The following is a 22,855-nucleotide window of genomic DNA, read 5'->3' as shown; positions in this document are numbered from 1 at the left end:
TATACGGGCAGGCCGTAAAGCGGCGCCCAGAATGCCGAGCCGGGGCGGGGTGGTCAAGTCGAACGCTTTACGGCAAAGTTCTCGGCTTTTCCCGCCGAGAAATGCCATGCGAAGCCAAGCTCTGCGCGCCGATATCCTGATGCTGATCACCGCCGCCATCTGGGGCGCGGCCTTCGTCGCCCAGCGGCTGGGCATGGATGCTGTCGGCCCCTTCCTCTATACCGGCCTGCGCTTCAGCCTTGGCGCCCTCATCCTGCTGCCGCTGCTGCTGATCCTGCCCAAGCCAGCAGTGAAGCAGCCCCTGAACCGGGGCATGCTGCTGGGCGGGCTGCTCATGGGCCTGGCCCTGTCGCTGGGGATCAACCTGCAGCAGGTGGGCCTGCTGTTCACCACCGTCACCAACTCCGGCTTCATCACCGGCCTGTACGTCATCATAGTGCCGCTGCTTGGCCTCTTCCTCGGCCATCGCACTGGCACGGGCACCTGGCTGGGCGCCTGCCTGGCGGTGGTGGGCATGTTCCTGCTCAGCGTGGGTGAAGGTTTCCACGTAGCGTCCGGCGACTGGCTGCAACTGGCCGGTGCCTGCGTCTGGGGCGTGCACGTGCTGCTGGTGGGCTACTTCGCCAGCCGCTATGACCCGATCCGCCTGTCCATTCTGCAGTTCGCCGTCTGCGCAGTGGTCAGCCTGGTGCTGGCAGTGGTGTTCGAGGAAATCAAATTCGACGCCATCATCCAGGCCGGTCCGGCCATCCTCTACGGCGGCGTTATTGCCGTCGCCATTGGCTACACCTTGCAGGTGGTGGCGCAGCGTCACGCCATCGCCTCCCACGCCGCCATCATCCTCTCGCTGGAGGCGGTATTCGCCGCCATCGCCGGTGCCCTGCTGCTCGATGAGTCCCTGCACGCGCGTGGCTACATGGGCTGCGCCCTGATGTTCGTGGGCATGCTGGTGGCCCAGCTCTGGCCGCAGAAACACGAGCCACAGGCGGCACCGGCCAAGGTCGAAGCCTGATCAGAGATAGGTGCTGAGCGCCTGGTGCGCCGGGCTTGCCTCGTCCAGAGGCAGGGCCCGCTTGGCCCCCAGGTAGCGTTCGGTGAATACATCCAAGTAGGCGTTCAGCGCACCGCCAGCCTCTTCGTCACCCGCCAGCTCCAGGCACAGCGCGCCGACTTCCGCCGTGCACAGGTGCTCTTCGTTCTTCCGGCGACGCAGCTGATAGCGGGAAATCTGCTCCGGCGTCAGGCTGAGTACTGGAAAACGGTCCAGATAGGGGCTCTTGCGGAACATCTTGCGTGCTTCGGTCCAGGTGGCATCGAGCAGGATGAACAGGGGCCGCTTGCCCTCCGCCACCTCGACACTGTCTACCACGCGCTCAGGCGCCGCGTACTCACCGGGGAACACCAGATAAGGCTGCCACTGCGGGTCTTCGAGCAAGGCGAGCAGCGCCTCGTCCACCTCGGTACGCGACCAGCCAAACGCCCAGGTGTCGGGCACGAGGTCCGCGATCAACCAGCCGGTATTGCTCGGCTTCATTGGCTCGGAGTAGTACATCATCAGGCACACGCCGGAACGCACCGGTACCTTGGGCCGCCAGGCGCAGAAGCAGTAGTCGAAGGCGACCCGGCATTCCGGGCAGCGCGGCGCACGCGATCCACGGGCGACGAAGGGACGGGTGCTGCGCGCGAGGCATTCGGCGCGCAGGCGGAAGACGGCGTGACTCATCGAAACGGGTTCCAATACAGCGGCTGGCCGCCCTGCGCAGGCCGAAAGGCAGCGGGCGGAATCGGGATGGCAAGAAGGATCGCGCGATTCTACCAGAGACGCCGTGAGCTGATTTTTCACGCGACAAGCGCTGCCTGCGAACGCACAATTGCCGCGCTGGTCAAACAGCTACTTTTCGTTAGGAGATACACATGCTGCGCCTCACCGCCATCGCCGTCTGCGCGACCCTGCCCTTCTTCGCCCAGGCCGCATCGCTCAAGGACTACGAGCTCAGCAAGATGCTCGAGAAAGTCGCCAAGGAGAGCAGCGTAGGCACGCCTCGCGCAATCAACGAGGACATCCTCGACCAGGGCTACACGGTGGAAGGCAACGAGCTGGTGAATCACCTCAGCGTGCGCGAAACCCATGCGGCGCAGATGCGCGCCAACCCCGATGCCGTGCGCGCACAACTGGGCGCCAGCGTCTGCCGCAATACTGGCTACCGCCAGCTGCTGGCCCGTGGCGCCGGTCTGCGCTACGAGTTCAGCGAGTACAAGACCAATCGCCCGGTGACGTCCGAGCGCTTCACTGCCCAGGATTGCGGCCTCAAGGCCAAGACCAACTGATCGACTTCGCGGCGCTCCTGTCCGGGGAGTGCCGCCCTCTCCTTTCGCCCTGGAGTCCAGGGCCTACGCTCACTCCGCCATAATCCGGACACCTCGCTGCGATTCATTCAGGCTGCGGCGTACTGGAAAAGATCCAGCCCCTGCCGCAAGCTGTAGTTGAGCGGCTCGACCGGGTCGCCCGGATTCCGGACTCGGCCCGTAGTGCTGCTCAGAGATGTTGATGAGCAAGGAGAACGCTATGCCCTATGATCCGGACGACTATCTCTCCCGACACTTCCAGACCAGTGGAATCGACCTGACCCAGAAGGTCGACGAACTGATCAACCTCACCGTTCCAAGTGGCAGCCCCAACCTCGCGCTCTATCGCGAGATGCTGATCACCGTGGTGCGCATGGCCCAGGCCGACCGCAATCGCTGGGACGCCAAGATCATGCTGCAGACCCTGCGCGAGATGGAGCACGCGTTCAGCGTCCTAGAGCAATTCAAGCGGCGTCGCAAGGTCACTGTGTTTGGCTCAGCGCGTACCCCTGAAGGCCATCCGATCTATACCCTGGCCCGCCAGCTGGGCGCTGAACTGGCCAAGCGCGACCTGATGGTTATCACCGGTGCCGGCGGCGGCATCATGGCAGCAGCCCATGAAGGTGCCGGTCTGGAAAACAGCCTCGGGCTGAATATCACCCTGCCCTTCGAACAGCATGCCAACACGACGGTCGACGGCAGTGAGCATCTGCTGTCGTTCCATTTCTTCTTCGTTCGCAAGCTGTTCTTCGTCAAGGAAGCCGATGCGTTGGTACTGTGCCCAGGTGGTTTCGGCACACTGGATGAAGCACTGGAAGTGCTGACCCTGATCCAGACCGGCAAGAGCCCGGTGGTGCCGGTGGTGTTGCTGGACGAGCCTGACGGCAGCTACTGGGAAGACGCCATTGGCTTCCTCCACGAGCAACTGGAGCGCAACCGCTACATCCTGCCCAGCGACATGAACCTGATGCGTCTGGTGCGCAATGCCGACGAGGCGGCCGCCGAGATCGCCCAGTTCTATCGCAACTACCACTCCAGCCGTTGGTTGAAGAACAGCTTCGTGATTCGCATGAATCACTCCCTCAGCGAGAAGGCCCTTGGGCAAGTTCAGGAGCAGTTCGCCGACCTTTGCCTGGAAGGTGACTTCTGTCAGCAGGCCTACGCGGAGTCGGAGAAAGACGAACCGGAGTTCAGCGAGCTGATCCGCCTCGCGTTCCGCTTCAATGGTCGCGACCACGGTCGCCTGCGTGAACTCATCGACTTCATCAACCTGCCGCAACACTGGGCCGGCAAGGCCTGATTCGTCAGACGAACGCAGCCCCATCCAGCTACCAGCCATGCGCATCCGCGCATGGCTCAAGGCTGCACGCGTGATTATTCAGTCGTCGAGATTACCGCGCAGGAGACGGCTGATCATCTCCATGGAATAGCCACGGTAGGCAAGGAATCGGCCCTGCTGGGCGCGCTCGCGGGCGTCCTGGGGTTGGCGATTGAATTTGCGGCGCCAAACCTCGCGCAACTGCTCGCCCCAGTCGATATCGGCCTCGCGCAGGGCCTGGTCGATATCACCTCGCGGCAAGCCTCGCTGGGCCAGTTCTTCGCGGATACGTTGCGGCCCATAGCCACCACGGGCGCGGCTGGCGATGAAGCTTTCGAGATAGCGGGATTCGGAGAGCAGGCCCTCTTCCGTCAGACGGTCGAGGGCACTGTCGATCAACTCGGGAGGAGCGCCGCGCTGACGCAGCTTGCGCGTCAGCTCGACTCGCCCGTGTTCGCGCTGTGCCAGCAGGTCCATGGCGGCCCGCCGCACGGCGGCGGGGCTGTCGAGCACGACGGGCATGAGAGGATCAGAGGTCTACGTCAGCCAGGTCATCGACCGAAGCAGCCGACTTGTTGGCGGCGGAGTCAACCAGCAGCTTCTCGCGAATGATCTTCTCGATGGCGCTGCCAACTTCCGGGTTGTCTTCCAGGTACTTGGCGGCATTCGCCTTACCCTGGCCGATCTTGTTGCCCTGGTAGCTGTACCAGGCGCCGGATTTCTCCACCAGGCCCTGCTGTACGCCCAGGTCAATGATCTCGCCAGTGCGGTAGATGCCCTTGCCGTACATGATCTGGAATTCGGCCTGACGGAACGGCGGGGCCACCTTGTTCTTCACTACCTTGACGCGGGTTTCGCTACCCACGACTTCCTCGCCTTCCTTCACCGCGCCGGTACGGCGGATGTCGAGACGCACGGAGGCGTAGAACTTCAGGGCGTTACCGCCAGTGGTGGTTTCGGGGTTGCCGAACATCACGCCGATCTTCATACGGATCTGGTTGATGAAGATGACCAGGCAGTTGGCGTTCTTGATGTTACCGGTGATCTTGCGCAGGGCCTGGGACATCAGACGCGCCTGCAGGCCGACGTGGGAGTCGCCCATCTCACCTTCGATTTCGGCCTTGGGTACCAGGGCCGCAACGGAGTCAACGATGATCACGTCAACGGCGTTGGAGCGCACCAGCATGTCGGTGATTTCCAGAGCCTGTTCACCGGTATCCGGCTGGGAAACCAGCAGGTCGTCGACATTCACACCGAGCTTGCCGGCGTAGTCCGGGTCCAAGGCATGTTCGGCGTCGACGAAGGCGCAGGTAGCGCCCATTTTCTGGGCTTCAGCGATGACGGAGAGGGTCAGAGTGGTTTTACCGGATGATTCTGGACCGTAGATTTCTACGATACGCCCCTTCGGCAGACCGCCAATACCAAGCGCGATATCCAGGCCCAGAGAACCGGTGGAAATGGCCGGGATGGCCTGGCGATCGTGGTCGCCCATGCGCATGACCGCGCCTTTGCCGAACTGCTTCTCGATCTGGCCCAGGGCAGCAGCCAAGGCGCGCTTCTTGTTCTCGTCCATTGAAGTCCTCACTAAACTCAAGAGGGCCTGGCGGCCACCAACAACTGTATAAGTAGACAGTATTATTCCATAGGGCAAGTCGCTCGCCTACCCCTGGACGGCTTTTTCTCCTGCAGCTAGTCGGATCAATCCCTGGAGCGCTTCCACTACCGTTTGCCGGCGCACAGACAGGCGATCACCCGGAAACTGGCGGCGTACGGCCTCTACTTCTTTCCCATTGCCCCAGGCCAACCAGACGGTGCCAACAGGTTTTTCCGGGGAGCCACCATCGGGTCCGGCGACGCCACTGACCGCCACGGCGAAACGTGCCCCACTGTGCAACTGGGCACCGCGCACCATCGCCTCGACCACTTCACGGCTGACCGCCCCCACCTGCGAGAACAGCTCGGCCGGTACCGCCAGTTGCGCGGTCTTCTGCTTGTTTGAATAGGTGACGAAACCCGCCTCGAACCAGGCCGAACTACCGGGAATGCGAGTGATCGCTTCGGCAATGCCACCACCGGTACAGGACTCGGCAGTGCTCACCGACTCGCCACGCGCCTTCAGTTCCTCGCCCAGCCGTGCGGCGAACGAAGTCAGTTCATCTTCGGTAACGGACATGTGCACTCCGGGGTTAAAGCGGGCCAACGGGATACCGTACACTAGCGCCTTTTGCATGCAAGGCCAGCCAATGAGTCAGAGTGATCTCAGCGAACACACACCCATGATGCAGCAGTACTGGAGGCTGAAGAATCAGCATCCGGACCAGCTGATGTTCTACCGCATGGGCGACTTCTACGAGATCTTCTACGAGGACGCCAAGAAGGCCGCCAAGCTTCTCGACATCACTCTGACCGCACGCGGCCAGTCGGCGGGCAAGTCGATTCCCATGGCCGGCATCCCCTTCCATGCAGTGGAAGGCTACCTGGCCAAGCTGGTGAAGCTCGGCGAATCCATCGTGATCTGTGAGCAGATCGGTGATCCGGCCACCAGCAAAGGGCCGGTAGAGCGGCAGGTCGTCCGCATCATCACCCCCGGTACCGTCAGCGACGAAGCCCTGCTGGACGAGCGTCGTGACAACCTGCTGGCCGCAGTGCTGGGTGACGAACGCCTGTTCGGCCTGGCAGTACTGGACATCACCAGCGGCCGCTTCAGCGTGCAGGAGATCAAGGGCTGGGAAAACCTGCTGGCCGAACTGGAACGCCTGAATCCAGCCGAACTGCTGATCCCTGACGACTGGCCCCAGGGCCTGCCTGCAGAGAAACGTCGTGGCGTACGCCGTCGCGCGCCTTGGGATTTCGATCGCGATTCGGCGAAGAAGAGCCTCTGCCAGCAATTCGGCGTGCAGGACCTCAAGGGCTTCGGCTGCGAAACCCTGACCTTGGCCATCGGCTCCGCCGGCTGCCTCCTGGCCTACGCCAAGGAAACCCAGCGCACCGCACTGCCCCACCTGCGCAGCCTGCGCCACGAGCGCATCGACGACACCGTCATCCTCGACGCCGCCAGCCGCCGCAACCTGGAACTGGACGTGAACCTGTCTGGTGGGCGCGACAACACCCTGCAATCGGTGATCGACCGCTGCCAGACCGCCATGGGCAGCCGTCTGCTCAGCCGCTGGCTGAACCGCCCGCTGCGTGACCGTGCCGTACTCGAGGCCCGCCAGGACGCCATCGACTGCCTGCTGGATCGCTATCGCTTCGAAGGCCTGCAGCCGCAACTGAAGGAAATCGGCGACGTCGAGCGCATCCTCGCCCGCATCGGCTTGCGCAATGCCCGTCCGCGCGATCTCGCCCGTCTGCGTGACGCCCTCGCCGCCCTGCCGCAACTGCAAGGCGCGATGACCGAACTGGATGTGCCCCACCTGCAGGACCTGGCGGGCGGAATTCGTACCTATCCGGAACTGGCCGACCTGCTGGCGCGCGCCATCATCGACAACCCGCCGGCGGTGATCCGCGACGGCGGCGTGATCAAGACCGGCTACGACGCAGAACTGGATGAGCTGCAGGCGCTCAGCGAGAACGCCGGCCAATACCTGATGGACCTGGAGACCCGGGAAAAGGCCCGCACCGGTCTGCCTAACCTCAAGGTCGGCTACAACCGCATCCACGGCTACTACATCGAACTGCCCCGCGTGCAGGCCGAACAGGCGCCGGCGGACTACATCCGTCGCCAGACCCTGAAGGGTGCCGAACGCTTCATCACACCAGAGTTGAAAGCCTTCGAAGACAAGGCGCTGTCTGCCAAGAGCCGCGCCCTGGCGCGGGAAAAGATGCTCTACGACGAGCTGCTCGAACTGCTGATCGAGCAACTGGCACCTCTGCAGGACACCGCAGCCGCCCTCGCCGAGCTGGATGTACTGAGCAACTTCGCCGAACGCGCGCTGAACCTCGACCTGAACCGCCCGCGCTTTGTCGACGAACCTTGCATGCGCATCAACCAGGGCCGACACCCGGTAGTGGAACAGGTACTGGACACGCCCTTCGTGGCTAACGATCTGAACCTGGACGACGCCACTCGCATGCTGATCATTACCGGCCCGAACATGGGCGGTAAGTCGACCTACATGCGCCAGACCGCACTCATCGTGCTGCTCGCCCACATCGGTTGCTTCGTACCGGCGGCCAGCTGCGAGCTGTCGCTGGTGGACCGCATCTTCACCCGCATCGGTTCCAGCGACGACCTGGCCGGCGGCCGCTCCACCTTCATGGTGGAAATGAGCGAAACCGCCAACATCCTGCATAACGCCAGCGCCAGCAGCCTGGTGCTGATGGACGAGGTGGGTCGCGGCACCAGTACCTTCGACGGCCTGTCACTGGCCTGGGCTGCGGCAGAGCATCTGGCCCGCCTGCGCGCCTTCACCCTGTTCGCCACCCACTACTTCGAGCTGACGGTTCTGCCGGAGAGCGAGCCCGTGGTTGCCAACGTCCACCTGAACGCGACTGAGCACAACGAGCGCATCGTGTTCCTGCACCACGTGTTGCCGGGTCCGGCGAGCCAAAGCTACGGCCTGGCGGTGGCGCAACTGGCGGGCGTTCCGGGTGGCGTGATCCAGCGTGCCCGCGAGCACCTGGCGCGCCTGGAAACCACCAGCCTGCCCCATGAAATCCCACGCCAGAGCCCCGGACAACCGAGTTCGCCCATGCAGAGCGACCTCTTCGCCAGCCTTCCGCACCCGGTGCTGGACGATCTGGCGAAGGTCAAACCGGACGACCTGACCCCGAGGCAGGCACTGGAGCTGTTGTATACACTGAAGTCACGCCTCTAACCCCTGAACCGCACAAGCTGCTAGAATCCCGCGCGCTCTGGAAGACACCCGGGATTCAGCCTGCCCGGCGCCGTGAGTTCCAGAGCCGAGAAGCCGGACATAGAAGGCTTCCGAGCCGCCGCTTGAGGAGAAGAATAGAAATGACCTTCGTCGTCACCGACAACTGCATCAAATGCAAATACACCGACTGTGTGGAAGTCTGTCCGGTGGACTGCTTCTACGAAGGCCCGAACTTCCTGGTCATTCACCCGGATGAGTGCATCGACTGCGCACTGTGCGAGCCAGAATGCCCGGCGCAAGCCATCTTCTCCGAGGATGAAGTGCCTGAGGACATGCAGGAGTTCATCGAGCTGAACCGTGATCTGGCCGAAGTCTGGCCGAACATCACCGAGAAGAAAGATGCCCTGGCTGACGCCGAAGAATGGGACGGCGTCAAAGGCAAGCTGGAACATCTGGCGCGCTGATCCCGCTCAGCGTCCGAACGCAAAAAGGCCCGCATCTGCGGGCCTTTTGCTTTCCTGCGGGCGAAAAAAGGGGCGGGGGATACCCGCCCACTCTTTTGTCCATATTCCCTGTAGTCCTTGCTCATCATCCTGATGAATCGCATCCGGCGATGTCCTTGGTCGATATCCTTATCAACCCGCATACATCCTGTACGCAAGGGTGATATTAGCGATCCACGAGGACGGATCAAGTTGGCGAAACAACGTCTCGACGCCTGAAAATGTCATAACGATAAAAATAAAATCCTTTAATATCAACAACTTAAAAATATTCTCAACATTAAACTCTCCATTGGCGAGCAGCAACTTCCTCAGATCACGTACATGGCGTGTAAGCAATGACTTACAAGGCAACGCTAAAAAATGGACGCGATTGGGCCGCGATCAAGGCATCTTCGTCTGCATTGATACTTCGAGTTCGCAAGTGATCTCGTGAAGGCCGACATATGCGCACCGGGAAATGCCAGAAGCCACAATGAAAAAGCCCGGCCAAGGCCGGGCTTTTTCGAATCTTTCAAACGCTACTGGAACAGCGCATCACTGGACAGACCATTCTTCTCCAGGATTTCCCGGAGACGCTTCAGCGCTTCAACCTGGATTTGCCGCACCCGCTCGCGGGTCAGGCCGATCTCCTGGCCCACTTCCTCAAGCGTGCAGCTCTCGTGGCCACGCAGACCAAAACGACGCACCACAACCTCACGTTGCTTGTCGGTCAGTTCGGACAGCCACTGATCGATGCTTTGCGAGAGATCGTCATCCTGCAACAACTCGCACGGGTCGGTGGGACGATCGTCGGTCAGGGTGTCCAACAGGGTCTTGTCGGAGTCCGGGCCGAGAGAAACATCCACCGAAGTCACCCGCTCGTTGAGACCGAGCATGCGCTTGACCTCGTCCACCGGTTTTTCCAGCAGGTTGGCGATTTCTTCAGGCGAAGGCTCGTGATCCAGCTTGTGGGTCAACTCACGTGCAGCCCGCAGGTAGACGTTGAGTTCCTTGACCACATGGATCGGCAGGCGGATGGTCCGGGTCTGGTTCATGATGGCCCGTTCAATGGTCTGACGGATCCACCAGGTCGCGTAGGTAGAGAATCGGAAGCCCCGTTCTGGATCGAACTTTTCAACCGCGCGGATCAAACCGAGGTTGCCCTCTTCGATCAGGTCGAGCAGCGACAGGCCGCGATTGACGTAGCGTCGCGCGATCTTCACCACAAGGCGGAGGTTGCTTTCGATCATGCGCTTGCGCCCGGCAGGATCACCGCGCTGCGCAAGGCGCGCGAAGTGCACTTCTTCTTCCGGGGTTAGCAGGGGGGAAAAGCCGATTTCGTTGAGGTAAAGCTGGGTCGCGTCGAGTGCACGACTGTAGTCGATGTACTTGTGCTGCTTGGGTGAGCTCGAATGCCGGGATTTCGCGGTGGGCAGAGGCGCGTCGTTCTCCTCGCTCAACGCTTCATCCAAAATGACGCCTGGCTCAAGAATGAGCAGTTCGTCATCGACGTCAAACTCCGGCGCTTCTTTATTGAGTGCCATTGTTGTTGTCCCTTGCTGAGTTCGACAACAAGCCCCGGCGAAGCCTTATATCCCTGGCGCCGCCTGAGCCCGTCCTTACCACGTGGTGGAACGGGCTGAAAAACAGATCAACGACGTGGCAGGTATTGCAGCGGATCTACAGGTTTACCTTGACGGCGAATTTCAAAATGAAGCTTCACCCGGTCAGTCCCCGTTGAGCCCATCTCGGCAATTGTCTGCCCGACCTTGACCTGCTGTCCCTCCCGCACCAGCAACCTGCGGTTATGACCATAGGCGCTTACGTAGGTATCGCTGTGTTTGATGATGACCAGTTCGCCGTAGCCCCGTAATCCACTTCCGGCATAAACAACTGATCCGTCTGACGCAGCCAAGACAGGCTGGCCTAATTCCCCAGCGATATCAATCCCTTTATTCAAACTGCCGTTTGACGAAAAACGCCCGATGAGAGCGCCGTTTGCGGGCCACACCCAACCGGCTGCAGAGCGCGTAGTAGACGTGTTCGACGGAGTTGCTGGCGCAGTCACCACCGGTTGCGGCGCCGGTGTTTGAGGGCGGACGGCCGGTTGCTGGGCCTGCACAGGCGGACGGGTCGAAGCACTGCTTCCAGCCCTTGGATTGGTCACCGCAGGGGCGGTGGCAACCGCAGTCGGACGCGCCTGGCCCGGCTGTCCATCGAACCGGATGATCTGACCCGGGCGAATCACGTAGGGGGCGGGGATGCCGTTGCGCGCGGCGAGGGCTTTCCAGTCCCAACCGAAGCGAAATGCAATGGAATAGAGCGTATCGCCACGTTGAACGCGGTACTGGCCGCTGGTGACGGGTTGCCGTTGCGGTGCGGAGGTCGATCCCGGTTGATTGCGGTCGACCACGTTTACACCGTCTTTCTGGGTGCTGGAACAGCCGGCCAGCAGGATGCCAGCGGCGACCGCGGGCAACCAGGTGAGCCCATTCCCCATGCGAATCCACTGCCGAATGGCCATCAGGCTCACTCTTGTCCCCTTTCCCAACATTCCTAGGTGTTATTTATTGTGCCGGAAATATCCGGACGAGCCAGCCGCCTACCGCACAAAGTACAGCAGGCGGACGGCTTGGCGGTGCATCAGATAGTTGCCCACGATGTGGGTTCCCTGTTTGCGACTCAGGCCAGTGGCCCGCTCAGCAAAGGAACGAATCGCACCGCATCGAGTACGTGACGGGTGAAGCCCTGCTCTTCGCGGATGATCAGCATCAGTTGCTGGACGTCGCCGGCGCCTACCGGAATCACCAGGCGCCCACCCGGAGCCAGTTGGTCCAGCAGTGCCTGGGGTACATCCGCAGCTGCCGCCGTGACGATGATGCCGTTATAGGGGGCCAGCGCCGGCCAGCCTTCCCAACCGTCGCCCCAGCGGAACACCACGTTGCGCAGGTTGAGTACTGCCAGCCGCTCCTTGGCCTTGTCCTGCAGGACCTGGATGCGCTCCACGGAAAACACCCGCTCGACCAGCTGCGCCAGGATAGCGGTCTGGTAGCCCGAGCCGGTGCCGATTTCCAGCACCTTATCCAGGGGGCCGGCCGCCAGCAGCAGCTCGGTCATCCGCGCAACCATATAGGGCTGGGAGATGGTCTGGTTGTGCCCGATCGGCAGTGCGGTGTCTTCGTAGGCGCGATGGGCGAGTGCCTCATCGACGAACAGGTGACGCGGTGTCCGGCGAATGGTTTCGAGCACGCGGGCGTTGGACAGCCCTTCCTCGTACAGACGCTGGATAAGGCGCTCACGGGTCCGCTGGGAGGTCATGCCGATCCCGCGGCGCATCAGGTCGTCCTGTTCCCGGGACATCAGAGCAGGCCCTCCAACCAGCTATCGAGACCCTGGAAGGCCTCGTTGAAAGTCCGATCGAGCTGCAGGGGCGTGATGGACACATAGCCCTGCATCACCGCATGGAAATCCGTGCCCGGGCCGCCGTCCTCGGCGTCACCGGCCGCGGAAATCCAGTATCCCTCCTTGCCCCGTGGATTGACCACCTTCACCGGGGCTGCCGCGCGCGCGCGATGGCCGAGACGGGTCAGCTGGATTCCCCGGATGCGCTCCAGCGGAAGGTTGGGAATGTTCACGTTGAGCACGGTGCGCGGCGGCAGGTCGAGCTGATCATGGGCGGCCACCAGCCGACGTGCGATGTAGGCAGCAGCGGGCAAGTTGTCCGCCTGGCGCGACAGCAGCGAAAAGGCGAATGCCGGCAAGCCGAGGAAGCGCCCTTCCAATGCGGCGGCTACGGTGCCCGAATAGAGCACGTCGTCACCCAGGTTGGCGCCGAGGTTGATGCCCGACACCACCATATCCGGCAGCTCCTCGAGCAGGCCGTTGAGTCCGAGATGGACGCAATCGGTCGGCGTGCCGTTGAGGCTGATGAATCCGTTCTCCAGCGTACTGGGGTGAAGCGGGCGGTCCAGGGTCAGGGAACTGCTGGCACCACTCTTGTCCTGGTCCGGTGCGATGACCACGCATTCGGCGTAATCCTTGAGCGCACCATGCAGAGCGGCGAGACCGGGTGCGTTCACCCCGTCGTCGTTGGAAATCAGAATGCGCATGGGTTTTCCGTCTGCCCCGCCGGCAGCAGATCGACGAGCTCACGCACCACTGCGGTGGCGAAGCATCCAGCCGGCAGGACGAATTCCAGTTGCAGAACGTCAGGCTCGGGATAATGCCACGTCAGACCGCCGATGGGGAGGCGCAGAATGCGCCGTTCGTGCGCCATTCCCGCTTCGGCCAGCCAGTGGCAAAGTGCCTTCTCGCCCGCGGCTACCGCCGCTTCCAGCACTTGGGCCTGTCCCTGGGCGGGTGAATCTCCTTCGCCCCAGAGCGGACCGGTCGGGTGCAGGTCGAGCAGAGCGAGACGCGGGTCATTGCACTCGGCCTCGCCTGCCATGAAAAAGCTGCGGCTATCGGTGAAGGCGAGCAGATCACCGACCTGGGCCTGGTTCCAGGTTCCGGCTGCGATACGCTCGGCCAGCACCCGGTTGAAGACAAAGCTGCGCCCAGCGGAGAGCAGGCGCGAACGCACATTGCGTTGCACCGGCAGTTCCTTGCGCTCGGCGAAGTTGCGGGCATCGACCACGTTGCCGCCACCATGACCGAAGCGCTGCACGCCGAAGTAGTTGGGTACCCCGGCCTCGGCCAGCCGCTTCAGACGTGCCTCCAGCGCTTCCCGGTCAGCGACCAGGCGGGTCAGGCGCAGGGTGAAACCGTTGGCGGAATGGGCACCACGTTGCAGCTTGCGCTTGTGGCGGACGCTCTTGAGGATCCGCAGGCTGGCATTCTCGGCAGCGGACAGGTCCGGATCGGCTTTCCCCGGCAAGTGCAGGCTGAACCATTGGCGGGTCAGTGCCTGGCGATCCTTGAGCCCGGCGTAGCTGACTACTTTCAATGGCACGCCGGCAGCACGGGCGATGCGCCGTGCCGCTTCCTCGGTGTTCAGCTCGCGCTTTTCCACCCAGAGCCAAAGGTGCTCACCCTCGCCTTCCAGCGGGATGTCCAGCACCTCGTCAACCTGGAAGTCTTCCGCGACGGCCTTCAGTTGCGCTTGGCCGAGAGGTTCGCCATGGGCCCGCGGGCCCAGCAGTTCGAGTTCGTTCATACCGGCAGCAGCAGGGCAACCGCATGTACGGCGATGCCCTCCTCGCGCCCCGTAAAGCCGAGCTTCTCGGTGGTGGTGGCCTTGACGTTGACCTGATCCAGTTCGACCTCCAGATCGGCAGCGATATTCGCGCGCATGGCCTCGATGTGCGGCGCCATCTTCGGCGCCTGGGCAACGATGGTTCCGTCGACGTTACCGACTTTCCAGCCCTTGGCTTTCACCAGTGACACCACATGGCGCAGCAGGGCGCGGCTGTCGGCGCCCTTGAACTGCGGGTCGGTATCGGGGAAGTGCTTGCCGATGTCGCCCAAAGCGGCGGCCCCCAGCAGCGCATCGGACAGCGCGTGCAACAGCACGTCGCCATCAGAATGGGCAACGAGTCCGAATTTGTGGAGAATACGCACACCGCCCAGGGTGATGAAATCACCATCGCCGAAGCGGTGTACGTCGTAGCCGTGGCCTATTCGCATAAAGAAGAACGCCCTGAAAAGTCAGGGCGTGATTCTACCCGCTTTAGCCCTTCAGGGCCTCGGCGTGATGCTTCAGGTGATCGCCGATGAAACTGGCGATGAAGTAGTAGCTGTGGTCGTATCCCGGCTGCAGGCGCAGGGTCAAGGAATGCCCCGCCGCCTTGGCCGCTGCTTGCAGCGCCTCGGGTTTGAGCTGGTTGGCGAGGAAGTCATCGCGGTCGCCCTGATCCACCAGAATCGGCAAGCGTTCAGTGGCCTCGGCAAGCAGCACGCTCGCATCCCATTCACGCCAACGGGCGCGATCGTCCCCCAGGTAGCGGCTGAAGGCCTTTTCGCCCCAGGGACAAGCCATCGGGTTGCTGATCGGCGCGAATGCCGACAGCGACTGATAACGCCCCGGATTACGCAAGGCGCACACCAGCGCACCGTGGCCGCCCATGGAGTGACCACTGATACCGCGCTTCCCGGACACCGGGAAGTTGGCCTCGATCAGCGTCGGCAGCTCATGCACCACGTAGTCATGCATACGGTAGTGGCGCGCGTAGGGCTCCTGGGTGGCGTTCAGGTAGAAGCCCGCGCCCAGGCCAAAGTCCCAGGCATTGTCCGGGTCGCCGGGTACTTCGGCGCCGCGGGGGCTGGTGTCCGGAGCGACGATGATCAGTCCGAGCTCCGCCGCCAGGCGCTGCGCACCGGCTTTCTGCATGAAGTTCTCGTCGGTGCAGGTCAGCCCCGACAGCCAGTAGAGCACCGGCAGCTTCGCGCCCTGCTCTGCCTGGGGCGGCAGGTACACAGCGAACACCATGTCGCAGTTCAGGCTGGTGGAGCGGTGACGGTAACGCTTGTGCCAACCGCCGAAGCTCTTGTTGCTGGATACGATTTCGAGGGTCATGGAGCGATCTCCCCTGAGCCGGCCCGGCACCGGACGAAGCGGTCCCGGGCAGGCAGCCAGATCAATAGTGGACGACCGAGCGAATGCTCTTGCCTTCGTGCATCAGGTCGAAGGCCTTGTTGATATCGTCCAGCCCCATGGTGTGAGTGATGAAGGTGTCCAGCGGAATCTCCCCCTTCTGCGCCTTCTCCACGTAGCTCGGCAGTTCGGTACGGCCTTTCACGCCGCCGAAAGCCGAACCGCGCCAAACGCGTCCAGTCACCAGCTGGAACGGACGGGTCTTGATCTCGGTGCCAGCCGGCGCCACACCAATGATCACGGACTCGCCCCAGCCCTTGTGGCAGCACTCAAGTGCAGCGCGCATCAGGTCGACGTTGCCGACGCACTCGAAGCTGTAGTCGACGCCGCCATCGGTCAGCTCGACGATGACGTCCTGGATCGGCTTGCTGTGTTCCTTCGGGTTGACGAAGTCGGTGGCGCCCAGCTCGCGGGCCACAGTGAACTTCTCGGGATTGATGTCGATGGCGATGATGCGCGAGGCCTTGGCCATCTTCGCGCCGATGATCGCCGCCAGGCCGATGCCGCCCAGGCCGAAGATGGCCACGGTCGCGCCCTCCTCCACCTTGGCGGTGTTGAGCACGGCGCCGATGCCGGTGGTCACGCCGCAACCCAGCAGGCAGACCTTTTCCAGCGGCGCGTCCTTCGGAATCTTCGCCAGGGAGATTTCCGGCAGCACGGTGTACTCGGAGAACGTGGAGCAGCCCATGTAGTGATAGATCGGCTGACCGTTGTAGCTGAAGCGCGAGGTGCCGTCCGGCATCAGGCCCTTGCCCTGGGTGGCGCGCACCTTCTGGCACAGGTTGGTCTTGCCGGATTTGCAGAATTTGCACTCACGGCATTCGGCCGTGTAGAGCGGGATCACGTGATCGCCCACCGCCAGCGAGGTGACGCCCTCGCCCACCGCTTCGACGATACCGCCGCCTTCGTGACCCAGGATGCAGGGGAACACGCCCTCGGAATCCGCGCCGGACAGGGTGTAGGCATCAGTGTGGCAAACGCCGGTGGCCACGATCCGCACCAGGACTTCGCCAGCCTTGGGCGGGGCGACGTCCACTTCGACGATCTGCAGCGGCTGGTTGGGCGCGAAGGCCACAGCGGCACGGGACTTGATCATGGTCATTCTCCAGCTGATTGAAATGGCCAAGGAGTGTAGTTGAGCCGCCAATGGTAAATAATCCATGGCAAAGCAAAACTTTATTGCTGTGGAGGGATAATCCATGAGTCGCTGGGAAGGCCTGGACGAGTTCGTTGCGGTCGCAGAGACAGGCCAGTTCACCGCTGCCGCGGAACGCCTCGGCATTTCTTCGTCCCACGTCAGCCGGCAGATCGCCCGCCTCGAAGAACGCCTGCAGACTCGCCTGTTCTATCGCAGCACGCGCAAGGTGGCGCTCACTGAGGCCGGACAGACCTTTCTGCAGCACTGCCAGCGTCTTATGGACGCCCGTGAAGAAGCCCTGCGCGCAGTCAGCGACCTGACCAGCGAGCCCAAGGGGCTGCTGCGCATGACCTGCGCAGTGGCCTATGGAGAACGCTTCATCGTGCCGCTGGTGAATGAGTTCATGGCGCGACACCCGCAATTACGGGTGGAGATCGAGCTGAGCAACCGCACCCTGGATCTGGTGCATGAAGGTCTCGACGTAGCGATACGCCTGGGTCGCCTGCAGGATTCGCGTCTAGTGGCGACGCGCCTGGCGCCGCGGGTCATGTACCTGTGCGCAGCACCCGCCTACCTGGAGCGCTATGGCCGCCCCCACAGCCTTTCGGAGCTGGCCCGGCATAACTGCCTGGTCGGCAGCTCGGATCACTGGGACTTCCTGCAGCAGGGACGCGAACATGCCATCCGTGTCCAGGGAAACTGGCGTTGCAACAGCGGCCAGGCGGTGCTGGATGCCGCCCTGCGGGGTTTCGGGCTTTGCCAGTTGCCGGATTACTACGTGCTGGAGCACCTGCGCAGCGGTGCCCTGGTGTCATTGCTGGAACAGCACCGCCCGCCGAACACCGCGGTCTGGGCACTTTATCCACAGCAACGACACCTCTCGCCCAAGGTGCGGCAGTTGGTAGATCTGCTGAAGGAGGGTTTGGCCCAGCGTCCGGAGTACGCGACTGCTCAGCTGCGCGTCGACCAGCGCTGACGCAGCCAGTCGAGGTCTTCGGGACGAGTGATCTTGAGGTTGTCGGCGCGGCCTTCCACCAGCTTGGGTGCATTGCCGGCCCACTCCATGGCGGAGGCTTCATCGGTGATGGCGACGCCGGCAACCAGAGCATCGGCCAAGGCGCGATGCAACGCGCCGAAGCGGAACATCTGTGGCGTGTAGGCCTGCCAGATCAGGCTGCGATCGACGGTTTCCGCCACACGCCCATCTGCGCTGGCGCGCTTGAGGGTATCCCGTGCGGGAACGGCGAGCAGGCCACCCACCGGGTCATCGGCCAATTCGGCGAGCAACAGGTCGAGGTCGAAACGCGACAGGTTCGGCCGGGCCGCATCATGCACCAGCACCCAGTCATGTGCACGGGCACCGTTTTCGGCCAGTCGCAACAGGGCACTGAGTACCGAGTCCGCACGCTCCTTGCCACCGTCGGCGCGGATAATGCGCTCGTCGCTGGCACACGGCAGCGCCGGCCAGTAGGGATCATCCACGGAAAGGCTGATCACCAAGCCCTTGAGCTGCGGATGGTCGAGGAAACAATCGAGGCTGTGCTCGAGAATGGTGCGCCCGGCAAGCTCGAGGTATTGCTTGGGACGGTCGGCGCGCATGCGGGCACCGACGCCGGCGGCGGGGATCACCGCCCAGAAGAAGGGAGTATCGGCCTGGTTCATTCGGCAATCTGGTAGAGGGTTTCGCCTTCCTTGACCATGCCCAGTTCGTGACGAGCACGCTCTTCGACGGTCTCCATACCCTTTTTCAGCTCCATCACTTCCGCTTCGAGGATACGGTTGCGTTCCAGCAGGCGTTCGTTTTCGCCTTGCTGCTCGGCGATCTGCCGTTGCAGGTCCTGGACTTGCGCCAGGCTGCCGTCGCCCACCCACAGACGATACTGCAGGCCAGCCAGCAGCAGGATGAGGACAACGAACAACCAGTAAGTGTTAGGGCGAGTCATTTTGCCAGGGAGTATCCATGCGAAAAGGGCAGCTTGCGCTGCCCTTTTACCATTCCTGACCGGATTACGTCGCTGCCGTGCGGCGGGAGACGACCGGCCAGGAGAAATCAGGTGTGGCTGCGAAGTTTACATGAAGTAAAGATGCATTCAGCGCCTGATTTCAACATGGCTCACCGTAACCGATCAGCCACGGAATTCCGCACGACCGCGGTACGGAGCCTTCTCGCCCAGTTGCTCTTCGATACGCAGCAGCTGGTTGTACTTGGACACGCGATCGGAACGGCACAGGGAACCGGTCTTGATCTGACCGGCGGCGGTGCCTACGGCCAGGTCGGCGATGGTGCTGTCCTCGGTCTCGCCGGAACGGTGGGAGATCACCGCGGTGTAACCGGCAGCCTTGGCCATCTGGATAGCTTCCAGGGTTTCGGTCAGGGAGCCGATCTGGTTGAACTTGATCAGGATCGAGTTACCGATGCTCTTCTCGATGCCTTCCTTGAGGATCTTGGTGTTGGTCACGAACAGGTCGTCACCCACCAGCTGAACCTTGGCACCGATCTTGTCGGTCAGGCCTTTCCAGCCAGCCCAGTCAGACTCGTCCATGCCGTCTTCGATGGAGATGATCGGGTAACGCTGGGTCAGGCCGGCCAGGTAGTCGGCGAAACCGGCGGCGTCGAACACCTTGCCTTCACCGGCCAGGTCGTACTTGCCGTCCTTGAAGAATTCGCTGGAAGCGCAGTCCAGGGCCAGGGTCACGTCGGTGCCCAGCTTGTAGCCGGCGTTGGCAACGGCTTCGGCGATGGCGGCCAGGGCGTCTTCGTTGGAGGCCAGGTTCGGGGCGAAACCACCCTCGTCACCTACGGCGGTGTTCAGGCCACGGGCCTTCAGCACGGCTTTCAGGTGGTGGAAGATCTCGGCGCCCATGCGCAGGGCGTCGGCGAAGTTCTTGGCGCCAACCGGCTGAACCATGAACTCCTGGATGTCGACGTTGTTATCGGCGTGCTCGCCACCGTTGATGATGTTCATCATCGGTACCGGCATGGAGTACTGGCCGGGAGTGCCGTTCAGGTCGGCGATGTGGGCGTAGAGCGGTACGCCTTTGGCCTGGGCAGCAGCCTTGGCGGCAGCCAGGGACACGGCGAGGATGGCGTTGGCGCCCAGCTTGCCCTTGTTCTCGGTGCCGTCCAGTTCGATCATGGCGCGGTCCAGGGCTTTCTGGTCAGCAGCGTCCTTGCCCAGCAGCAGGTCGCGAATCGGGCCGTTGATGTTGGCCACGGCCTTCAGAACGCCCTTGCCCAGGTAACGGCTCTTGTCGCCATCACGCAGTTCCAGTGCCTCGCGGGAACCGGTGGATGCACCGGACGGCGCGCAAGCGCTGCCTACGATGCCGTTCTCGAGGATCACATCGGCTTCCACGGTGGGGTTGCCACGGGAGTCCAGAACCTCGCGGCCCTTGATGTCGACGATCTTTGCCATTGTTGTTAGCACTCCAAATGTTGACGAAAACGCTCAGCAGAAAGTGAGGCGATTCGCCGGGTCTCGGGGTCGGCCGACCCGGCAAATGTCCTGACCGATCGGTCAGATTGTGCCCACGCGGCACTTTACCGGAGAACGGCCGGTTCAGGCAGTCTCGATTGGCGGAAAACTCTTGACCAGGTCGTCCAGCTGCTTGAGCTGGGACAGGAAGGGTTCGAGTTTGTTCAGGCGCAGGGCGCAGGGACCATCGCACTTGGCGTTGTCCGGATCCGGATGCGCCTCGAGGAAGAGGCCAGCCAGGCCCTGGCTCATGCCGGCCTTGGCCAGGTCGGTGACCTGGGCACGTCGGCCACCAGCGGAGTCGGCACGACCGCCCGGCATTTGCAGGGCGTGGGTGACGTCGAAGAATACCGGGTACTCGAACTGCTTCATGATGCCGAAGCCGAGCATGTCCACGACCAGGTTGTTGTAGCCGAAGGAAGAACCGCGTTCGCAGAGGATCAGGCGATCGTTGCCGGCTTCCTCACACTTGGTGAGGATGTGCTTCATCTCCTGGGGCGCGAGGAACTGGGCCTTCTTGATGTTGATCACCGCACCGGTCTTCGCCATGGCGACCACGAGGTCGGTCTGGCGGGACAGGAAGGCCGGCAGCTGGATGATGTCGCACACTTCGGCCACCGGAGCCGCCTGATAGGGCTCATGGACGTCAGTGATCACCGGCACGCCGAAGGTCTTCTTCACTTCCTCGAAGATCTTCATGCCCTCTTCCAGGCCCGGGCCACGGAAAGAGTTGATCGAGGAGCGATTGGCCTTGTCGAAGCTGGCCTTGAACACATAGGGGATGCCGAGCTTCTCGGTCACCCGCACATATTCCTCGCAGACTTTCAGGGCCAGGTCGCGGGACTCCAGCACGTTCATGCCGCCGAACAGCACGAACGGCTTGTCGTTGGCGATGTCGATGTTGCCGACGCGGACGATCTTCTGCGCCATGGGTCAGGCCTTCTTCGCTTTCTGCGCCAGGGCGGCGTTGACGAAGCCGCTGAACAGCGGGTGTCCGTAACGCGGGGTGGACGTGAACTCCGGGTGGAACTGGCAAGCCACGAACCACGGGTGATCCGGAGCTTCTACCACTTCGACCAGTGCGCCGTCGCCGGAACGGCCAGTGACCTTCAGACCGGCTTCCTGCAGTTGCGGCAGCAGGTTGTTGTTCACTTCGTAGCGGTGGCGATGGCGCTCGACGATCTCGTCCTTGCCATAGCAATCGTGAACCAGGGAACCGTTCTCCAGCTGGCAGGCCTGGGCGCCGAGGCGCATGGTGCCGCCCAGGTCCGAGGCTTCAGTACGGATTTCGGTGGCGCCGGTGGCGTCTTCCCATTCGGTGATCAGGCCCACGACCGGGTGGCCGCTGGACTTGTCGAATTCGGTGGAGTTGGCGTCGGTCCAGCCAAGCACGTTACGGGCGTACTCGATCACCGCCACTTGCATGCCGAGGCAGATGCCCAGGTAGGGGATCTTGTTCTCGCGGGCGAAGCGCACGGTGGAGATCTTGCCTTCGACGCCGCGCAGGCCGAAGCCGCCCGGAACGAGGATGGCGTCGACGCCTTCGAGCAGGGCGGTGCCCTGGGTCTCGATGTCTTCGGAATCGATGTAGCGCAGGTTCACCTTGGTACGGCTCTGGATGCCGGCGTGGCTCATCGCTTCGATCAGCGACTTGTACGCGTCCAGCAGCTCCATGTACTTGCCGACCATGGCGATGGTGACTTCCTTCTCCGGGTTCAGCTTGGCATCCACCACGCGGTCCCACTCGGAGAGGTCGGCACTGCCGCATTGCAGGCCGAAGCGCTCGACGACGAAATCGTCCAGGCCCTGGGCGTGCAGTACGGACGGAATCTTGTAGATGGTGTCGACGTCCTGCAGGGAGATCACCGCACGCTCTTCCACGTTGGTGAACAGGGCGATCTTGCGACGGGAAGACAGGTCGACTTCATGGTCGGAACGGCAGACCAGCACGTCAGGCTGCAGGCCGATGGAGCGCAGTTCCTTCACCGAGTGCTGGGTCGGCTTGGTCTTGGTCTCGCCGGCGGTGGCGATGTAGGGCACCAGGGTCAGGTGCATCAGCATCGCGCGCTTGGCGCCCACTTCCACGCGCAGTTGGCGGATGGCTTCGAGGAAGGGTTGGGACTCGATGTCACCGACAGTACCGCCGATTTCCACCAAGGCCACGTCCGCACCGGCGGCGCCCTTGATGATGCGGTGCTTGATCTCATCGGTGATGTGCGGGATCACCTGGATGGTGGCGCCCAGGTAGTCACCACGGCGCTCCTTGCGCAGCACGTCGGCGTAAACGCGGCCGGTGGTGAAGTTGTTGTTCTGGGTCATCGTGGTGCTCACGAAGCGCTCGTAGTGACCCAGGTCGAGGTCGGTCTCGGCGCCGTCTTCGGTCACGAAGACCTCACCGTGCTGGAAGGGGCTCATGGTGCCCGGATCCACGTTGATGTACGGATCCAGTTTGAGCATGGTGACCTTCAGTCCCCGCGCTTCCAGAATGGCGGCCAAGGATGCCGAGGCGATGCCTTTCCCCAAAGAAGAAACAACACCACCCGTGACGAAAATGTAGCGCGTCATGAAAAACCCTAGAAGTCTGCGTTTAGGCGGAAAGCCGCCGGGGAAAGCGATGAAGGGCTATGGCCTTCAACCATGGAGCGCCACTGGGCGCTACTGCAAAAGCAGCAGCCGCCGATTC

General features: G+C 62.6%; 23 protein-coding genes. 6 read left to right on the top strand and 17 right to left on the bottom strand.

Annotation, left to right across the window (positions count from 1 at the left end; translation table 11 throughout):
• The first annotated feature begins 106 nt into the window (after positions 1-106).
• Positions 107-1,012 (top strand): DMT family transporter, encoded by a 906-nt coding sequence (locus E8F06_RS14195; RefSeq protein ID WP_280368271.1) that lies wholly within the window; start codon positions 107-109, stop codon positions 1,010-1,012.
• Here the strand turns inward: E8F06_RS14195 and E8F06_RS14190 are convergent, their stop codons facing one another.
• On the bottom strand, positions 1,013-1,723 hold the full coding sequence (locus E8F06_RS14190) for a tRNA-uridine aminocarboxypropyltransferase (RefSeq protein WP_280368268.1): 711 nt from the start codon (positions 1,721-1,723) through the stop codon (positions 1,013-1,015).
• A 191-nt stretch (positions 1,724-1,914) separates the two neighbouring features.
• On the opposite strand from E8F06_RS14190, the gene E8F06_RS14185 reads away from it, so the two are divergent.
• The gene (locus E8F06_RS14185) at positions 1,915-2,328 is read left to right on the top strand and encodes a quorum-sensing-regulated virulence factor family protein (RefSeq protein ID WP_280368265.1); all 414 of its coding nucleotides are present in this window, start codon (positions 1,915-1,917) and stop codon (positions 2,326-2,328) included.
• 238 nt (positions 2,329-2,566) lie between these two features.
• On the top strand, positions 2,567-3,646 hold the full coding sequence (locus E8F06_RS14180) for an LOG family protein (protein ID WP_280368263.1): 1,080 nt from the start codon (positions 2,567-2,569) through the stop codon (positions 3,644-3,646).
• Between the two features lie 78 nt (positions 3,647-3,724).
• Here the strand turns inward: E8F06_RS14180 and recX are convergent, their stop codons facing one another.
• The 3 genes from recX to E8F06_RS14165 form a co-directional block, all read right to left on the bottom strand.
• Positions 3,725-4,186, bottom strand: coding sequence for a recombination regulator RecX (gene recX, locus E8F06_RS14175; protein ID WP_280368261.1), 462 nt, complete (start codon positions 4,184-4,186; stop codon positions 3,725-3,727).
• Between the two features lie 7 nt (positions 4,187-4,193).
• On the bottom strand, positions 4,194-5,237 hold the full coding sequence (gene recA, locus E8F06_RS14170) for a recombinase RecA (RefSeq protein ID WP_280368259.1): 1,044 nt from the start codon (positions 5,235-5,237) through the stop codon (positions 4,194-4,196).
• 87 nt (positions 5,238-5,324) lie between these two features.
• Positions 5,325-5,837, bottom strand: a complete 513-nt coding sequence (locus E8F06_RS14165; protein ID WP_280368257.1) for a CinA family protein — start codon at positions 5,835-5,837, stop codon at positions 5,325-5,327.
• A gap of 70 nt (positions 5,838-5,907) precedes the next feature.
• Between E8F06_RS14165 and mutS the strand changes: the two genes are divergently transcribed.
• Positions 5,908-8,481 (top strand): DNA mismatch repair protein MutS, encoded by a 2,574-nt coding sequence (gene mutS / locus E8F06_RS14160; RefSeq protein WP_280368255.1) that lies wholly within the window; start codon positions 5,908-5,910, stop codon positions 8,479-8,481.
• A gap of 140 nt (positions 8,482-8,621) precedes the next feature.
• Complete coding sequence (gene fdxA, locus E8F06_RS14155) at positions 8,622-8,945, top strand: ferredoxin FdxA (protein WP_280368253.1); 324 nt, start codon at positions 8,622-8,624, stop codon at positions 8,943-8,945.
• A 560-nt stretch (positions 8,946-9,505) separates the two neighbouring features.
• Here the strand turns inward: fdxA and rpoS are convergent.
• The 8 genes from rpoS to E8F06_RS14115 form a co-directional block, all read right to left on the bottom strand.
• Positions 9,506-10,510 carry an RNA polymerase sigma factor RpoS gene (gene rpoS / locus E8F06_RS14150; protein ID WP_151136307.1) on the bottom strand — a complete coding sequence of 335 codons (1,005 nt, stop codon included), beginning with the start codon at positions 10,508-10,510 and terminating at the stop codon, positions 9,506-9,508.
• A 107-nt stretch (positions 10,511-10,617) separates the two neighbouring features.
• Complete coding sequence (locus E8F06_RS14145) at positions 10,618-11,466, bottom strand: peptidoglycan DD-metalloendopeptidase family protein (protein ID WP_280368576.1); 849 nt, start codon at positions 11,464-11,466, stop codon at positions 10,618-10,620.
• A gap of 182 nt (positions 11,467-11,648) precedes the next feature.
• Entirely contained in the window at positions 11,649-12,284 is a 636-nt protein-coding gene (locus E8F06_RS14140; RefSeq protein WP_171016522.1) for a protein-L-isoaspartate(D-aspartate) O-methyltransferase, read from the bottom strand.
• Positions 12,285-12,325: 41 nt separating this feature from the next.
• Positions 12,326-13,075, bottom strand: a complete 750-nt coding sequence (gene surE / locus E8F06_RS14135; RefSeq protein WP_280368250.1) for a 5'/3'-nucleotidase SurE — start codon at positions 13,073-13,075, stop codon at positions 12,326-12,328.
• Positions 13,063-14,121 (bottom strand): tRNA pseudouridine(13) synthase TruD, encoded by a 1,059-nt coding sequence (gene truD, locus E8F06_RS14130; RefSeq protein ID WP_280368248.1) that lies wholly within the window; start codon positions 14,119-14,121, stop codon positions 13,063-13,065. Before truD ends, surE begins: the two co-directional genes overlap by 13 nt.
• Complete coding sequence (gene ispF / locus E8F06_RS14125) at positions 14,118-14,591, bottom strand: 2-C-methyl-D-erythritol 2,4-cyclodiphosphate synthase (RefSeq protein ID WP_280368246.1); 474 nt, start codon at positions 14,589-14,591, stop codon at positions 14,118-14,120. Before ispF ends, truD begins: the two co-directional genes overlap by 4 nt.
• A gap of 43 nt (positions 14,592-14,634) precedes the next feature.
• On the bottom strand, positions 14,635-15,480 hold the full coding sequence (gene fghA / locus E8F06_RS14120; protein ID WP_280368244.1) for an S-formylglutathione hydrolase: 846 nt from the start codon (positions 15,478-15,480) through the stop codon (positions 14,635-14,637).
• A gap of 61 nt (positions 15,481-15,541) precedes the next feature.
• Positions 15,542-16,654 carry an S-(hydroxymethyl)glutathione dehydrogenase/class III alcohol dehydrogenase gene (locus E8F06_RS14115; RefSeq protein WP_280368242.1) on the bottom strand — a complete coding sequence of 371 codons (1,113 nt, stop codon included), beginning with the start codon at positions 16,652-16,654 and terminating at the stop codon, positions 15,542-15,544.
• A 103-nt stretch (positions 16,655-16,757) separates the two neighbouring features.
• Here E8F06_RS14115 and E8F06_RS14110 point away from each other — a divergent pair, with 103 nt between their 5' ends.
• Complete coding sequence (locus tag E8F06_RS14110) at positions 16,758-17,672, top strand: LysR substrate-binding domain-containing protein (protein ID WP_280368240.1); 915 nt, start codon at positions 16,758-16,760, stop codon at positions 17,670-17,672.
• Here the strand turns inward: E8F06_RS14110 and ispD are convergent.
• The 5 genes from ispD to E8F06_RS14085 form a co-directional block, all read right to left on the bottom strand.
• Positions 17,648-18,358, bottom strand: coding sequence for a 2-C-methyl-D-erythritol 4-phosphate cytidylyltransferase (gene ispD, locus E8F06_RS14105; RefSeq protein WP_280368238.1), 711 nt, complete (start codon positions 18,356-18,358; stop codon positions 17,648-17,650). The genes E8F06_RS14110 and ispD overlap by 25 nt on opposite strands.
• The gene (ftsB, locus tag E8F06_RS14100) at positions 18,355-18,639 is read right to left on the bottom strand and encodes a cell division protein FtsB (protein WP_151136325.1); all 285 of its coding nucleotides are present in this window, start codon (positions 18,637-18,639) and stop codon (positions 18,355-18,357) included. Before ftsB ends, ispD begins: the two co-directional genes overlap by 4 nt.
• Before the next feature lie 183 nt (positions 18,640-18,822).
• Positions 18,823-20,112 carry a phosphopyruvate hydratase gene (gene eno / locus E8F06_RS14095; protein ID WP_280368236.1) on the bottom strand — a complete coding sequence of 430 codons (1,290 nt, stop codon included), beginning with the start codon at positions 20,110-20,112 and terminating at the stop codon, positions 18,823-18,825.
• 144 nt (positions 20,113-20,256) lie between these two features.
• The gene (gene kdsA / locus E8F06_RS14090; protein WP_028627461.1) at positions 20,257-21,102 is read right to left on the bottom strand and encodes a 3-deoxy-8-phosphooctulonate synthase; all 846 of its coding nucleotides are present in this window, start codon (positions 21,100-21,102) and stop codon (positions 20,257-20,259) included.
• Between the two features lie 3 nt (positions 21,103-21,105).
• Positions 21,106-22,737 carry a CTP synthase gene (locus tag E8F06_RS14085; RefSeq protein ID WP_280368231.1) on the bottom strand — a complete coding sequence of 544 codons (1,632 nt, stop codon included), beginning with the start codon at positions 22,735-22,737 and terminating at the stop codon, positions 21,106-21,108.
• Between the last annotated feature and the right edge of the window lie 118 nt (positions 22,738-22,855).

Origin of the sequence: Pseudomonas sp. BN411 (assembly GCF_029871235.1) — a bacterium.
Taxonomy (GTDB): Bacteria; Pseudomonadota; Gammaproteobacteria; order Pseudomonadales; family Pseudomonadaceae; genus Metapseudomonas.
This window is presented reverse-complemented; position numbering and strand designations above follow the sequence as displayed.

Excerpts from the sequence above, each read along its gene's own strand:
- E8F06_RS14185 (WP_280368265.1), top strand. The coding sequence starts at position 1,915 with ATGCTGCGCCTCACCGCCATCGCCGTCTGCGCGACCCTGCCCTTCTTC.
- E8F06_RS14190 (WP_280368268.1), bottom strand. The coding sequence starts at position 1,723 with ATGAGTCACGCCGTCTTCCGCCTGCGCGCCGAATGCCTCGCGCGCAGC.
- mutS (WP_280368255.1), top strand. The coding sequence starts at position 5,908 with ATGAGTCAGAGTGATCTCAGCGAACACACACCCATGATGCAGCAGTAC.
- E8F06_RS14180 (WP_280368263.1), top strand. The coding sequence starts at position 2,567 with ATGCCCTATGATCCGGACGACTATCTCTCCCGACACTTCCAGACCAGT.
- surE (WP_280368250.1), bottom strand. The coding sequence starts at position 13,075 with ATGCGCATTCTGATTTCCAACGACGACGGGGTGAACGCACCCGGTCTC.
- kdsA (WP_028627461.1), bottom strand. The coding sequence starts at position 21,102 with ATGGCGCAGAAGATCGTCCGCGTCGGCAACATCGACATCGCCAACGAC.
- ispF (WP_280368246.1), bottom strand. The coding sequence starts at position 14,591 with ATGCGAATAGGCCACGGCTACGACGTACACCGCTTCGGCGATGGTGAT.
- rpoS (WP_151136307.1), bottom strand. The coding sequence starts at position 10,510 with ATGGCACTCAATAAAGAAGCGCCGGAGTTTGACGTCGATGACGAACTG.
- ftsB (WP_151136325.1), bottom strand. The coding sequence starts at position 18,639 with ATGACTCGCCCTAACACTTACTGGTTGTTCGTTGTCCTCATCCTGCTG.
- truD (WP_280368248.1), bottom strand. The coding sequence starts at position 14,121 with ATGAACGAACTCGAACTGCTGGGCCCGCGGGCCCATGGCGAACCTCTC.
- fghA (WP_280368244.1), bottom strand. The coding sequence starts at position 15,480 with ATGACCCTCGAAATCGTATCCAGCAACAAGAGCTTCGGCGGTTGGCAC.
- E8F06_RS14115 (WP_280368242.1), bottom strand. The coding sequence starts at position 16,654 with ATGATCAAGTCCCGTGCCGCTGTGGCCTTCGCGCCCAACCAGCCGCTG.
- eno (WP_280368236.1), bottom strand. The coding sequence starts at position 20,112 with ATGGCAAAGATCGTCGACATCAAGGGCCGCGAGGTTCTGGACTCCCGT.
- recA (WP_280368259.1), bottom strand. The coding sequence starts at position 5,237 with ATGGACGAGAACAAGAAGCGCGCCTTGGCTGCTGCCCTGGGCCAGATC.
- ispD (WP_280368238.1), bottom strand. The coding sequence starts at position 18,358 with ATGAACCAGGCCGATACTCCCTTCTTCTGGGCGGTGATCCCCGCCGCC.
- E8F06_RS14110 (WP_280368240.1), top strand. The coding sequence starts at position 16,758 with ATGAGTCGCTGGGAAGGCCTGGACGAGTTCGTTGCGGTCGCAGAGACA.
- recX (WP_280368261.1), bottom strand. The coding sequence starts at position 4,186 with ATGCCCGTCGTGCTCGACAGCCCCGCCGCCGTGCGGCGGGCCGCCATG.
- E8F06_RS14140 (WP_171016522.1), bottom strand. The coding sequence starts at position 12,284 with ATGACCTCCCAGCGGACCCGTGAGCGCCTTATCCAGCGTCTGTACGAG.
- E8F06_RS14165 (WP_280368257.1), bottom strand. The coding sequence starts at position 5,837 with ATGTCCGTTACCGAAGATGAACTGACTTCGTTCGCCGCACGGCTGGGC.
- E8F06_RS14195 (WP_280368271.1), top strand. The coding sequence starts at position 107 with ATGCGAAGCCAAGCTCTGCGCGCCGATATCCTGATGCTGATCACCGCC.
- fdxA (WP_280368253.1), top strand. The coding sequence starts at position 8,622 with ATGACCTTCGTCGTCACCGACAACTGCATCAAATGCAAATACACCGAC.
- E8F06_RS14145 (WP_280368576.1), bottom strand. The coding sequence starts at position 11,466 with ATGGGGAATGGGCTCACCTGGTTGCCCGCGGTCGCCGCTGGCATCCTG.
- E8F06_RS14085 (WP_280368231.1), bottom strand. The coding sequence starts at position 22,737 with ATGACGCGCTACATTTTCGTCACGGGTGGTGTTGTTTCTTCTTTGGGG.